Annotated in this window: 15 protein-coding genes; 4 read left to right on the forward strand and 11 right to left on the reverse strand. The window is 67.3% G+C overall.

Going from position 1 to position 13,025, the window contains the following annotated elements; genetic code table 11:
* The first annotated feature begins 39 nt into the window (after positions 1-39).
* The 3 genes from EGT29_RS28320 to EGT29_RS28330 all read left to right on the forward strand — a co-directional run bounded on the left by EGT29_RS28320 (position 40) and on the right by EGT29_RS28330 (position 1,889).
* Positions 40-765: a helix-turn-helix domain-containing protein gene (locus tag EGT29_RS28320; RefSeq protein WP_238160241.1), complete on the forward strand. Its 726-nt coding sequence runs from the start codon at positions 40-42 to the stop codon at positions 763-765.
* A 120-nt stretch (positions 766-885) separates the two neighbouring features.
* Complete coding sequence (locus EGT29_RS28325; protein WP_124692140.1) at positions 886-1,290, forward strand: DUF4878 domain-containing protein; 405 nt, start codon at positions 886-888, stop codon at positions 1,288-1,290.
* Positions 1,287-1,889, forward strand: coding sequence for a YiiX/YebB-like N1pC/P60 family cysteine hydrolase (locus EGT29_RS28330; protein WP_161568028.1), 603 nt, complete (start codon positions 1,287-1,289; stop codon positions 1,887-1,889). Before EGT29_RS28325 ends, EGT29_RS28330 begins: the two co-directional genes overlap by 4 nt.
* On the opposite strand, the gene EGT29_RS28335 is transcribed toward EGT29_RS28330, so the two are convergent.
* A complete protein-coding gene (locus tag EGT29_RS28335) occupies positions 1,886-2,464 on the reverse strand; it encodes an HD-GYP domain-containing protein (RefSeq protein WP_124692142.1) in 579 nt (192 codons plus the stop codon). The two genes, EGT29_RS28330 and EGT29_RS28335, sit on opposite strands and share 4 nt — an antisense overlap.
* Before the next feature lie 155 nt (positions 2,465-2,619).
* On the opposite strand from EGT29_RS28335, the gene EGT29_RS28340 reads away from it, so the two are divergent.
* Positions 2,620-3,840, forward strand: coding sequence for an MFS transporter (locus tag EGT29_RS28340; protein WP_161568029.1), 1,221 nt, complete (start codon positions 2,620-2,622; stop codon positions 3,838-3,840).
* A gap of 18 nt (positions 3,841-3,858) precedes the next feature.
* Here EGT29_RS28340 and EGT29_RS28345 read toward each other — a convergent pair whose 3' ends face one another.
* The 10 genes from EGT29_RS28345 to rpmH form a co-directional block, all read right to left on the reverse strand.
* Positions 3,859-4,824: a tripartite tricarboxylate transporter substrate binding protein gene (locus EGT29_RS28345; protein WP_124692144.1), complete on the reverse strand. Its 966-nt coding sequence runs from the start codon at positions 4,822-4,824 to the stop codon at positions 3,859-3,861.
* Between the two features lie 24 nt (positions 4,825-4,848).
* Positions 4,849-5,664: an enoyl-CoA hydratase gene (locus EGT29_RS28350; RefSeq protein ID WP_124692145.1), complete on the reverse strand. Its 816-nt coding sequence runs from the start codon at positions 5,662-5,664 to the stop codon at positions 4,849-4,851.
* The gene (locus tag EGT29_RS28355) at positions 5,661-6,365 is read right to left on the reverse strand and encodes a FadR/GntR family transcriptional regulator (RefSeq protein ID WP_124692146.1); all 705 of its coding nucleotides are present in this window, start codon (positions 6,363-6,365) and stop codon (positions 5,661-5,663) included. Before EGT29_RS28355 ends, EGT29_RS28350 begins: the two co-directional genes overlap by 4 nt.
* Before the next feature lie 30 nt (positions 6,366-6,395).
* On the reverse strand, positions 6,396-7,568 hold the full coding sequence (locus EGT29_RS28360) for a CaiB/BaiF CoA-transferase family protein (protein WP_124692147.1): 1,173 nt from the start codon (positions 7,566-7,568) through the stop codon (positions 6,396-6,398).
* A 117-nt stretch (positions 7,569-7,685) separates the two neighbouring features.
* On the reverse strand, positions 7,686-8,165 hold the full coding sequence (locus EGT29_RS28365; RefSeq protein WP_124692552.1) for a YaiI/YqxD family protein: 480 nt from the start codon (positions 8,163-8,165) through the stop codon (positions 7,686-7,688).
* Between the two features lie 124 nt (positions 8,166-8,289).
* A complete protein-coding gene (gene mnmE / locus EGT29_RS28370) occupies positions 8,290-9,660 on the reverse strand; it encodes a tRNA uridine-5-carboxymethylaminomethyl(34) synthesis GTPase MnmE (protein ID WP_238160510.1) in 1,371 nt (456 codons plus the stop codon).
* Between the two features lie 234 nt (positions 9,661-9,894).
* Entirely contained in the window at positions 9,895-11,559 is a 1,665-nt protein-coding gene (gene yidC / locus EGT29_RS28375; protein ID WP_124692149.1) for a membrane protein insertase YidC, read from the reverse strand.
* A gap of 248 nt (positions 11,560-11,807) precedes the next feature.
* A complete protein-coding gene (gene yidD, locus EGT29_RS28380; RefSeq protein WP_124692553.1) occupies positions 11,808-12,086 on the reverse strand; it encodes a membrane protein insertion efficiency factor YidD in 279 nt (92 codons plus the stop codon).
* Positions 12,087-12,153: 67 nt separating this feature from the next.
* Positions 12,154-12,522: a ribonuclease P protein component gene (locus EGT29_RS28385; RefSeq protein ID WP_124692150.1), complete on the reverse strand. Its 369-nt coding sequence runs from the start codon at positions 12,520-12,522 to the stop codon at positions 12,154-12,156.
* A gap of 46 nt (positions 12,523-12,568) precedes the next feature.
* Positions 12,569-12,703 (reverse strand): 50S ribosomal protein L34, encoded by a 135-nt coding sequence (gene rpmH / locus EGT29_RS28390; protein WP_006578231.1) that lies wholly within the window; start codon positions 12,701-12,703, stop codon positions 12,569-12,571.
* Positions 12,704-13,025: the final 322 nt, after the last annotated feature.

Raw genomic sequence — 13,025 nt, forward strand, 5'->3', positions numbered from 1 at the left:
GGAAACTTAGGTGTCTATAATGACACTGAAGTTTCCTACGTGCAAGATACGGCCGGCGCGGCGCGGGTTTTTCTCGAGGCCTTCCCCTACAATGAAAACGTCATCTTTCCGCGACAGAACGCCGCCTTCATGCCGTCTTCCCCATCCAGAACCGCACGCAGCCCGGGCGCCGGAGCGGCCGACGACGCGCAGCCGGGCAACCCGCGCCGGCTGGGCGCGCGGCTGGCGGCGCTGCGCAAATTGAACGGACTCACCCTGGAGCAGCTCGCGATCCGGGCGGAAATCACCAAGAGCTATCTGTCCAAGCTGGAGCGGGGCCTGTCCTCGCCCACCATCGGGACGTTGCTCCGGCTTGCGCGCGCGCTGGGGGTCGAGACCGACCGCCTGATCGGCGACCATCACGACGGCGGCGACGTGGTCGTGGTCAAGGCGGCCGAACGGGTGCCGTTCAGCCGGTCCAACGAACGCGACGGCTACACGTACGAAGCCATCGCCGCGTCGCGGCAGAACAAGGCCATGGTGCCGTTCATCATGCGCCCTCCGCATGCCGTGGACGACACGCAGGACCTGGCCAGCCATGCGGGGGAAGAACTGATCTTCCTGATCTCGGGAAAGATGGAGATCGTGTTCGCCGATCGCCGCGTCCTGATGGAAGCGGGCGATTCGGTCTATTTCAATGCGTCGATTCCGCACCGCTCCCGGTCGATAGGCAAGACGCCCGCGCAGGCGCTGGTGGTCGTCAGCGATCCCTCGAGGCGGGAGTGAGGCGGCGGCCGCGGGGCCGCGTTCCGCGAAACGAAAGTGGGTGGTTACTGCCAGGAATCCCGCGCTATCATTGCGGACCTTGCCGTATCCTCGGCCGGCTCTCGAAGAACAAGGAATCCCATGCGTCTTGCCTCCCGCCCCTTCTCGATCTTCATGCTCGCGCTGTTCGCGCTGGTGCTTGCGGCCTGCTCCGGCGGCAAGCCCGAGTCGGCCATCGAGGCCTTCTATCGCGCGGCCGCCAAGGGCGATGTGGAAAAGGCCACCGAGCAGATCTCCTTCGCCCAGGTGCCCGCCGCGCAGATGGTGCAGGCCAAGGGCAAGGTCCAGATGATCGTGGGTGAAATGCAAAGCCGCATCAACGCCAACGACGGCCTGGACAGGATCGAGATGGAGCAGGTCACCGTCGACGAAGCGGGCAAGGCCGCGCAGGTTCGCGCGCGCATCAAGTACAAGAACGGCAAGGACCAGACCCAGGTCCACAAGCTGGTCAACGAAGACGGTACCTGGAAGATCCTGCTCAAGTGAAGCCGGCCCGCGCGGCGCTGCGCCGGCTGGGCGGCGCGCTGGTCCTGGCGCTGCTGGGCGCGGCCGCACAGGCGGCGGACCTGCTCGCGCCCGGCGCCCGGGCGGGTGACCTGATCTTCCGCGAAGGCACCGAGGCGGTCAGCGCCGCCGTCATGGCGGTCGACCGCGGCGCGTACAGCCATGTCGGCATGCTGGTGGGCCAACCGGGAAACTGGCAGGTCGTGCATGCCACGCCTTCCGAAGTGCGCGGCCGGCCCGATGGCGTCGTGGTCGATGCGCTGGCGTTCTTCGTCGATCCCCGGCGCTCCCGGCGCCACGCGGTCTATCACGTCGAGGCCGGCGACGAGGCGCGCCAGCGCGCCGTCGCCCTCGCGCTGTCCATGCAGGGGCGGCCGTTCCGCATCGCCGACCCGGCCGGTACCTATTGCACAGAACTCGTCTGGAAGGCCTGGCGCGATGCCGGGATGGACCTGGACGTGCGGTTCACCTCGTTGGCCCTGCCCTTGCTGCCGGGCAACTATCTGCTGCCGAGCGACCTGCTGGCATCGCCACGGCTTCGGCCGCTGGCGCCGGCCCTGCCCTTGCCGGCGCGGAGCTAGGCCCGTTCCTGCGTCAACTGCTCGAACAGGTCGTACAGCCGCGGGTCGCTCTTGCGCCCCCGCTCTTCCCGCATGATCCGCATGATGTCCTGGTGCGTGCGCGGCCGCTGGTAGGGACGCGTCGAGGCCATCGCGTCATAGCTGTCGGCCAGGCTCACGATGCGCGACAGGAGCGGAATCTGTTCGCCGTGCAGGCCGTCGGGATAGCCCGCGCCGTCGAACCATTCGTGGTGATGGCGGATGGCCGCGGCGACGACGCTCGAGTCGTCGCAGGGAACGGCGGCGAAGATGCGTTCGCCGCGTTCGGAATGGGTCATCATCAGTTCGCGCTCATCGGGGTCCAGGCGGCCGGGCTTGTGCAGGACGGCGTCGGGAATGCCGATCTTGCCGATGTCGTGGAAGCGCGCGGCCGCGGCCAGCAATTCGAGTTCGCCTGCCGCCAGGCCGCAGGCGCTGCCCAGCATCCAGGCCAGTTGGCCCACGCGGTCGCAATGTTCGTGGGTTTCGGCGCAGCGCTCGCTCAGCGCGACGAAAAGCGGATCGAGAGTGGGGTGTTCGGGGATGGCGTCGGACATCGATGTCGTGCTGGAGAAAAAACCTGCGAATTCTACTGCCCGGTGCTTGCATGGTACCCTGGCGCCCGGCGGACGACGGAAGCCCATCAAAGGCCTTCCGGCAGGCCGTCGTCCTCGCGCCTGATGCGCGGGGCCGAGCATGGGTGTCTGACGATATGGCTTCCCCTTCGCTGGTCGACTCCAGGGCGTCCTGGATCATTGCTACCGCCGCCCTCTGTTGCCTGGGCATGACCTTCGGCGCGCCGCTGATCTCCACGGTCGGGCTCAAGGCCATCGCCGGCGAAATGGGAGGCGCTCGTTCCGTGCCCGCCCTGGGAGGCTCGCTGGCCTGGCTCGGGTCGGCGGTGGGTGGCGTGATGATGGGGCGGCTCGCGCACCGCTTCGGCGTGCGCTGGACGGTCATGGCCGGCTCCGTGTCGGTCTGCCTGGGGCTGTTCATCTCCACCCTGGGCGAGCCGTGGCTGCTGTATATCGGCCACGGCGTGTTCATCGGATTCCTCGGCATGGGCGGCCTGAACGCGCCGCTGTACGTCTACGTCAGCCAGTGGTTCGAACGCCGGCGCGGCTCCGCGCTGGCCTTGCTGTCCAGCGGAAGCTACATCGCCGGCGTCGTCTGGCCGCTGGTGTTCGAACACACCATCAGCACCTGGGGCTGGCGCGCGACCATGATGGGCTACGGCGTGCTCGAGGCAGGCGTCGTGCTGGTGCTGGCGTCCCGCTTCCTGCGGCCCGTCGCCGACACCGCCGTCCGCGCGGCGGAGCACAAGGGCGGCGAGCGGCCCACCGTGTTCGGCCTGCGCCCCAATACCGTCTTCGTCATGCTGGCCGGCGCCGCCTTCCTCTGTTGCATTCCCATGGCCATGCCGCAAAGCCACCTCGTCGCCTTGTGCTCCGACCGCGGCCTGCCGGCGGCCGTGGGCGCGGCCATGCTCTCGGTCCTGCTGGCCGCGGCCTTCATCAGCCGGCAGGCCTGGGGGCTCGTCGCCGACCGCATCGGCGGGCTGCGCACGGCGCTGATCAGTTCGGTGATGCAAGCCGCCGCCGTCTCGGGCTACCTGTACGTGACCGAGCAGTTCGGCCTTTTCACCGTCTCCATCGCCTTCGGGCTGGGCTTCAGCGCGCTGATCCCGGCCTATGTCCTGGCCGTGCGCGAGGCCTTCCCGGCGAAGGAAGCCTACTGGCGGGTTCCCTCGCTGATGCTGATGAGCGGCTGCGGCATGGCGGTGGGCGGATGGCTGGCCGGCTACATGTACGACCGGTATGCCTCGTACGATCCGGCGTTCTTCACCGGCGTGCTGACCAACGTGGCGAACCTGGTGCTGCTGGCCACGCTGGTCGTGTTGCAGTTCAGGTGGATGCGGCGGGCCACGGCGTGACGCGGCGCCGCCGGGGGGTCAACTGATCTGCAGGTTCAGCTTCTTGATCACCTTGTTCCAGTAAAGGATCTGCTTGTCGATGAAGGCCTTGAGCTCGCCGGGCGAACTGCTGGTGGGCTCGGCGCCTTCCTGCCGGAAACTGGCCTGCAGCTTGGGTGAGTTCATGACCTTGACCACGGCGGCGTTCAGCGTCTTGATGACGTCGTCGGGCGTTCCGGCCGGCGCCAGCAAGGCGTTCCAGGTGTTGATCTCGTAGTCCGCGAACATGCTGTTCTCAGCCATGGTGGGGACCTCGGACAGCTGCTGCACGCGCGTGCGGGTCGTGACGGCCAGCGCGTCGAGCTTGCCGGCCTTGACCAGCGGCATGGCGGCCGGCAGGGTGGCGAAAGTGAATTGCGCGTCGCCGCTCATCACCGCGGTGTTGGCCATGGCGCCGCCGCGATACGGCACGTGGACGATCTCCACCCTGGCGGCATCGCCGAACATGGCCGCCGCGATGTGGACCGGCGAGCCGTTGCCGCTGGTCGAATAATTCAGCGATCCGGGCTTGGCGGCCGCGGCCTTCACGAGTCCGTCCAGCGATTGATAGTTGCGCTTGGGATCGGCCACCAGCACCAGCGGAATGGACGCCAGCATCGAGACCGGTGCGAAGCCCTTCACCGGGTCGTAGTTGAGCGAGTTGTACAGGGAAGGATTCATGCCATGGCTGGAGACGGTGGCGATGAAAACGGTGTAGCCGTCCGGCTTGGCGTTCTGTACGTAGGCCGCGCCTATGCTGCCCGCCGCCCCGGGCTTGTTCTCGACCACCACGGAAGTCTTGAGTTCGGCGGATAGCTGCTCGCTCAGCGCGCGGGCGAGCAGGTCCGTCGTGCCCCCGGCTGCATAGCCCACCACCAGCCGGATGGGCTGTTCAGGATAGGCCGCCGCGGCGTTGCCCGCGGCCAGTGCCAGTGCCGCCAGCAACATGAGTTTCCGTGATGTCATCCTCTTCTCCTTTTCGACGAGGGGTCAGCGGCCTTTGAAGACGGGCCGCCGCTTTTCCGCGAAGGCTTTCTTGCCTTCTTTGTAATCGTCACTGTCGAAGCACTGGACCACCAGCGCCTTCATCGCATCCAGGTCGATGTCCGCGCACCGGTCGGCCAGGATGTGGATCATCTTCTTGCCCGCCTGCAGCGTCAGCGGCGCGAGCGCATTGATCTTGTCGAGGTAGCCGGCCAGGCAGGCATCGAGGTCCTCGCGCGGCGCCACCGCGTGCAGCAGGCCCTTCTCGCGCGCCTGTCCGGCGGGGAAGCGGTCCGCCGTCAGGAAGATCTCGAGCGCGTTGGCGGTGCCGGTGGCGCGCACCAGGTTCTGGATGGCCGTGAAGCGATAGCCCAGCCCCAGCTTGCCGGCGGGAATGGAGAACGAGGACGCCTCGCTGGCGATGCGCAGGTCGCAGCACAGCGCGATGTTCAGCCCGCCGCCTATGCAATAGCCATGGATGCGCGCCAGCAGCGGCTTGGGGAAGTCGCGCAGCGCGAGCTGGGCGGCCTCGGCCACGACCTCGTACTGCTCGACCGCGTCGGTGCCGGTGCGCAGCGCGTCGAACTGCGAGATGTTCGCGCCGCTGACGAAAGCCTTTTCGCCGGCGCCCGTCAGCACCACGCTGCGGATGCCGGGGTCGCGCAGGAAGGCGTCCAGCGCGACCGGTATGGCCGCCCACATCGCGTACGAGACGGCGTTGTGGCGGTCGGGATCGTTGAACGTGATCCAGCCGGTCGGGCCGTCCTTCTCCACGATCAGCTGGTCGCAGATCTCGTCTTGCAGCAGGCGCTGGCGGGTCATGTCCTTTCCTTGTCCATGTAAGCGGCGATGCCGTTGTTCAGATGCCTACGCACCGCCGCGCGGGCGGCATCGCTGTCCTGCCGCCGGATCGCGTCGAAGATCTCCTGGTGCTCGGCATCCACGTGGCCGATGCGCGGCGTGCCGCTGTGGCGGTAGCGCAGCGTGCGCACGGCGTTGTGGATGACGTAGCTCAGGTGTTCCATCAGGCGCGTGAAATAAGGGTTGTTCGAACAGCGGGCGATGACCAGGTGGAACTGCAGCGCCGCCTCCGCGCCGCGCTCCCAATCCTTGCCCGCCGCGTCGGTCCTGCGCAGCGCGGCTTCCAGCTCGACCAGTTGTTCGTCCGTGCGGGCCTGTGCCGCCAATGCCGCCGCGCCCGCCTCGATCTCGATGCGCAGCTGCGAGACCTGCAACAGCTGACGGATGTCCAACAAGTCTTCCTGCACGATCTTGAACCTGCGGCCATTGACGTTGCCCGCCACGAAGGTGCCGACGCCGCGGCGGGTCTCGATCAGGCCGTCCAGTTTCAGGCGCGCGATGGATTCGCGCACCACGTTGCGGCTGACCCCGAACTGGCCAGCCAGATCGTGCTCGGTGGGCAGCCGCTCGCCCTCCTTGAAATCACCCGAAAGAATCTTCTGGCGCAGTTGGCGGGCGATGGCGTCGGGCAGGTTGTCGGGCCGTTCGAAAGCGGTGAACATGGCGACCTCGCGGAGTGGAAGAGGCAGGTTTTATATCACCCCCTCTTCCTTCAGCGCGTCGATGTCGCCGGCCGACAGGCCCAGCATCTCGTAGACCGGGGCGTTGTGCTCGCCTCGCGACGGCGCATGCGCGTACTCGCCCGGATCCGAGCGGCTGAAGCGTATCGCCTGCCCCATGACCTGGATGTCGCCCAGTTCCGGATGCCGCAGCGAGGCCGCCATGCCCAGGTGCCGGACCTGCTCGTTCTCGAAGGTCTTGTCCATGGTCAGGATCGGGCCGCAGGGCACGCCTTCCCGGTTCATCAGGTCCACCCATTCCTGCGTGGGCCGTGTCCGGGTGCGCTCGGCGATGGCGGCATTGAGCGTCGGCCGGTTGCGCGCGCGCAGGGGCACGGTCGCATACCGCTCGTCCTGCAACAGCGCCTCGGCGCCGATCACCTTGCACAGGCGGGCGAAGATCTCGTTGCCCATCGCGGCGATGTTCATGTGGCCGTCCGCGGTCGGGAACACGCCGGTAGGGCTGCTGGTGGGATGGTCGTTGCCGCTCTGGCCGGGCACTTCCTTGTTCATCAGCCAGCGCATGGCCTGGAAATCCATCATCCACACCTGGGATTGCAACAAGGAGGTCTGGACCCACTGGCCCTGCCCGGACTGCTCGCGCTCCAGCAGCGCGATGAAGATCCCGATGGCGCAGAACAGGCCCGCGGTCAGGTCGGCGACAGGAATGCCGGCGCGCATCGGCCCTCGGCCCGGCTCGCCGGTTACGGACATGATGCCGCCTATACCCTGCGCGATCTGGTCCAGGCCCGGACGATCGGCGTAGGGGCCGTCCTGGCCGAAACCGGACACGCTGGCGTACACCAGGCGCGGATTGACCTGGCGCAGGCTTTCGTAATCGATGCCCAGCTTGAACTTCACGCTGGGGCGATAGTTCTCCACGACCACGTCGGCCTGCTTCACCAGCTCCAGGAAGAGGGCCTTGCCCTTGGGATGCTTCAGGTTGAGCGAAATGCTCTGCTTGTTGCGGTGCGTGTTCTGATAATCGGCGAACTGCGCCGATCCGCCGGGCTTGTCGTCGTCGGTGGCCGAGGGTTCCTCGATCTTGATGACGCGGGCCCCCCAATCCGCGAACTGCCGCACCGCCGCGGGGCCGGAGCGGACGCGGGTCAGGTCCAGCACCGTCAAGCGCGCCAACGGTTTCATCCGCCGTCTCCTTGTTCTTTCTTGCAGGCCGGTCCGTGGACGCCCTGTCATAGGTAGGTTGTTGGACATCCTACATAAAAGAATCCGGAAATACAAAAACTTTTTTACCCCCTGGGCTCAGGACAACGCGGCTACGCCGCCCGGCCTCCCGGCCAGGGCCGTCCGCAGGAACCGGTCCAGCGCATTGCCGAACGCCCGCCGGTCCGCTTGGCTGAACGCGGCCGGCCCGCCGGTCGCCACGCCGCTCGTCCGCAATTCCTCCAGCATGTCCCGCATGGCCAGGCGCTCGCCTATGGTCGCCTCGGTGTAGCGTTCGCCGCGCGGGTTCAGGACCGCCGCGCCTTTTTTCAGCACCTCGGCCGCCAGCGGAATGTCGCCCGTGATCACCAGATCGCCCGCCACCGCCTGCTCGGCGATATAGGCGTCGGCCACGTCGAAGCCGCGCGGCACCTGGACCGCGTTCACCCAGCGCGACGGCGGCGTGCGCAGCATCTGGTTGGCGACCAGCGTCACCTGGACGGCGCAGCGGTCGGCGGCGCGGAACAGGATGTCCTTGACGACCGCGGGGCAGGCGTCGGCGTCGACCCAGATGCGCAGGGGATTCATGATGGCGTTGATATCGAGGTTGTCCGGATTGCTCCGTAGAGCGTCTTACTTGCAGCAAAATGGGTGTAAATGGGTGGCATTTCCGGATTCTGTCGGAACGTATGAGCCGCGGGGCTTACTTCCCGATGCAGAACCGCGAAAAAATCACGCCCAGCAGGTCATCGCTGCTGAACTCCCCGGTAATCGACGTCAACGCCTCGTGCGCCAACCGTAATTCCTCGGCGAACAGGTCCAGCACCCGATCGCTTTGCGCCGCGTGCTCGGCCGCCAGTTCCAGGTGATTCGCCGCCGTCAGCAGCGCGTGGATATGCCGCTCGCGCGCCAGGTAGGGGGACTCCGCCGACGGGTTCCACCCGGCGATCGCCAGCAGCTCGCGCTTCAATCCGTCCAGCCCCAGCCCGGTTCTGGCCGACACGGGTAGCCGTTTGGCGCCCGCGGCCTGGGCCTGTCCGACCTGACCGCCTTCGACCAGGTCCATCTTGTTCACGACTTCCAGCACCGGAGTGCGGGGCGGCAGCCGCGAGGTGATGGCGGCGTCGAGTTCGGGGCCCGGGCGCGTGGCGTCGAGCAGGTGCACGATGACGTCGGCCTTGCCGATCTCGGCCCAGGTGCGTTCGATGCCGATGCGCTCGACGGTGTCCTCGGTGTCGCGCAGGCCGGCGGTGTCGACCACGTGCAGGGGCACGCCGTCGATGTCGATCTGCTGCACGACCTTGTCGCGCGTGGTGCCGGCGATGGGGGTGACGATGGCGGCGTCGAAGCCGGCCAGGGCATTGAGCAGGCTGGACTTGCCGACGTTGGGCTGGCCGGCCAGCACGACGTGCAGGCCTTCGCGCAGGATGGCACCCTGGCGGGCCTGCGACAGCAGCCGGGCCAGGTCGGCCTGGATGGCGGCCAGGGTCTCGCGCGCCTGGTATTTCTCCAGGAACTCGATCTCTTCCTCGGGGAAGTCCAGCGTGGCCTCGACCAGCATGCGCAGGTGCACGATGCGGTCGGCCAGGCCGTTGACCTCGGCCGAGAACACGCCCGTCATCGAGGCCGCCGCGCTGCGGGCGGCCGCTTCCGACGACGCGTCGATCAGGTCGGCCACGGCCTCGGCCTGGGCCAGGTCCATGCGGTCGTTCAGGAAGGCACGGCGGGTGAATTCGCCGGGCTCGGCCAGCCGCATGCCCATCTCCATGCCCGCCCGCAGGCAGCGCGCCAGCAGGCGCCGCAGCACCACCGGCCCGCCATGGCCCTGCAATTCCAGCACGTGTTCGCCGGTGTAGGAATGCGGCGCCGGGAAGGATAGCGCGATGCCTTCGTCGATGATCCCGCCGTCGGCATCGCGGAAAGGCAGGTAGTGCGCATGGCGCGGCACCAGCGCGCGGCCCAGCAGCGCCTGCATCAGCCCATCCAGCGGCTGGCGCGCCGACACGCGCACGACGCCGATCCCGCCGCGTCCGGCGGCGGTGGCGATGGCGGCAATCGGATCCTGGTCGGAAATCATGGGCGAAGTTCGGAAAAGGCGGCGAAGCGCATCAGGGCAACCCGGTCCTCGCACTGTAAAACAAAAGGCCGCTCCGGCTACCCGGAACGGCCCTACTGCCAGCCACTCGACCCAGGGCACCGCGGATCCGGCTTTGCCGGTCCGCCAGTGCCGCCCCCTTGAGGGGGAGCGGCCAAAGGCCGCTTGGGGGTGGGCTTTCCTTCCGGTCCACTGATGCCGCCCTGGGGGAGCTTATCTAGTTGCCTGCTTGGTGATGAACCACTGCTGCGCGATCGACAGGCAGTTGTTCACCACCCAGTACAGCACCAGGCCCGCGGGGAAGAAGAACATCATGCCGCCGAACACCAGGGGCATGATCATCATGACCTTGGCCTGCACGGGATCGGGCGGCGTGGGGTTGAGCTTCATCTGCAGGAACATGGTGGCCATCATCAGGGCCGGCAGGATGAACCAGGGATCGGGCGAGGCCAGGTCATGCACCCACAGGATCCAGGGCGCGCTGCGCATTTCCACGCTGGCCAGCAGCACCCAGTACAGCGCGATGAACACCGGCACCTGGACGATCATCGGCAGGCAGCCGCCCACCGGGTTGATCTTCTCGGTGCGGTACAGCTCCATCATCGCCATGTTGAGCTTCTGGCGGTCGTCGCCGAACTTCTCTTTCAGCGCCTGCATGCGCGGGGCGACCTTCTTCATCCGCGCCATGGACTTGTAGCCGGCGGCCGACAGCGGGAAGAACACCGCCTTGATGATCACGGTCAGCGCGACGATGGTCCAGCCCCAGTTGCCCAGCAGCTTGTGCAGCCAGGTCATCAGCAGGAACAGCGGCTTGGCGATGATGGTCAGCCAGCCGTAGTCCACCACCAGGTCCAGGCCCTGGGCCACGGCGGCCATGGCGGACTGGTCCTGCGGGCCGATCCACAGCTTGGCGTCGACGGTGTTGCCGGTTCCGGGGGCCAGCGTGCCGACGGGCTCGATGGCGCGGACCGCGTACAGGTTGTTGCCGACCTTGGACATGTCGTAGGTGCGGGCCACGCCTTCGGGCGGCACCCAGGCCACGGCGAAGTAGTGCTGGATCATGCCCAGCCAGCCGTCGTTGGCCGACTTGTTGAACGAGGCCTTGCCCTTCTCGATGTCCGAGAAGGTGACCTTCTGGAACTTGTTCTCGGCGGTATAGATGGCCGGACCGGTGAAGGTGCTGTAGAAATGGCTTTCGCCGGGCGGCTTGTTGCCGTCGCGGGTCAGCTGGAAGTACAGCGAGGGCGAGACGGGCTCGGCGCCGACGTTGGCCAGGTTGTGGCGCACGTCGATGGCGTACTGGCCCTTGTGCAGCGTGTAGGTCTTGATCAGCTTGACGCCGCCGCTCTCGGCCTCGAACGAGATCTCCAGCTTGTCGCCGGCTAGTTCGCGCGCGGGGGTGGTGACGTGGAAGGGCGTGCGGTGCGTGGGGAACGACGCGCCGTTGGCCGCGCCGACCACGCCGCTCTGCGCCAGGTAGACGCGCTGCGCGGAGTCGTCCAGCAGCACGGTGGGATGCTCGCGGTCTTCGATGTCGGCGTGCTTGAGCAGCTCGGCCTTGACGATCTGCGCGCCCACGGTGTCGAAGGTCAGGCGCAGTACGTCGGTCGTGACGACGATCTTTTCGGCGGGGGCGGCCTGCTGGGCCTGGGGCGCGCTACCGGGAACGGCGTCGGTGCCGGCCGCGGGCGTGGCCGCCGGCGTCGCGGACGGCACGCCGGCCTGGTCGGGCTGGGCCTGGGGCGCCTGCGCGGTCGCCGTCTTGGCGGGGGTGGAGCCGAACATCGAGGGATGTCCGTTGTACTTCTGCCAGCCATCCCACAGGAAAAGCAGGGATAGCGAGAAGATCATCCAGAGGATGGTGCGTTGCATGTCCATGGACGGATAGTTCCAATCGTCGTCGCGGCAAAGTCCGCTAGTGTAGCTGAGGTCCCCCCCTACGCGCTGACGCGCGCCCCGAATGGTGGGCCCCCCAAGCCGCTACGCGGCAGCCCCCCAAGGGGGCCGGGACCCGCCTTGGGGCGGCCCGGCGCCGGGTCCCGTGGGGGCGATGCGGGTGGACCGGCAAAGCCGGATCCACCGCATCCTGGGTCGGGCGCGAGGGATGGCGGGGAGAGTATCGGGGGTCATTGTTGAGGTTCTGTGCTGGTCGACCGGCTTTTACCTTGTCCTGCCGGAGGAACGGGGTCCAGACCTCCTTGGGCGTAGGGGTGGCAGCGGCAGATGCGGCGCAGGCCTAGATAGGTGCCGTGGACGGGGCCGTGGCGGTCGATGGCTTCCATCGTGTAGGCGGAGCAGGTGGGGGTGAAGCGGCAGGACTGGCCGATCCAGGGGCTCAGGAAATACCGGTAGAAACGGATGGGCCATATCAGCAGGCGACGCGGGAGCGTCGAGCCGGTTGGCAGCGCGTTGCTATGGGTTTCCGTCACGATGGGCCCCTGTTGCGGGAAAAGCCCGCTTCGGCCGTCCGGTCTAGCCGGGGCGGTTCGCCTTCGTTGCCCGGGCCAGGTGGGCGTCGATTTCCTGCCTGGCCTGGCGCTTGAGTTCGGTCAGCGAGCACGAAGGGATGCGGGCGTGCAATCTGAAGACATAATCGCCGGCCGGCAGTTCCGCGCGCCGCAGCCGGAAGGCCTCGCGCGCGACGCGTTTGAGGGCGGCGCGGCTGACCGACAGGGGGGCGTAGCGCTTGCCCACCACCAGGCCCAGCCGGGGCTGGGCGGACGGCGCCATGCTCAAAACAAAAAGCGCCCCTCTTGCAAGGCGGCGCCCTTTCAGCGCAGGGGCGAATTCCGCCGGACTGCGCAACCGCGCGGTGCCGGGAAACGACGCGCGCGGAGTCAATGCTGTAACGCTGCGTGGCCGGCCTGTACGACGGCCGGCGCTGCCGTCAGACGGCCAGGCGCTTGCGGCCCTTGGCGCGGCGGGCGTTGATGACGGCGCGGCCGCCACGGGTCTTCATGCGCACGCGGAAACCGTGGGTACGCTTGCGACGGGTGACGGAAGGTTGGTAAGTACGTTTCATGACAGTTCCTGAGTTCCGGTATGGGTATGAAAGCCGCCCCGGAAGCTTGCGCAGTCCCGGCCTGCGCGCGGCCCGGCGAAGCTTAAAGAGTTAAGCGCGCGCAAAGGCCCAGCATGCATCCTTGGAAAGACTGCCAACCCAGGGTCTTGGATTCAGCCCGAATCTCTTCGTGAAATTCGGAAAGCCCTCCATGGTGTCAAATAAATTCAATGTTGTCAATCAGTTAGGCGCGGCGCCGCCGGGATCGGACGGGTCCGCCTGTGGATAACTTCCGCCCGGAGGAGTAGAATCGGAGGTTTCGGGATCGGCCACTAGAACATCC

Origin of the sequence: Pigmentiphaga sp. H8, from assembly GCF_003854895.1 — a bacterium.
Taxonomy (GTDB): Bacteria; Pseudomonadota; Gammaproteobacteria; order Burkholderiales; family Burkholderiaceae_B; genus Pigmentiphaga.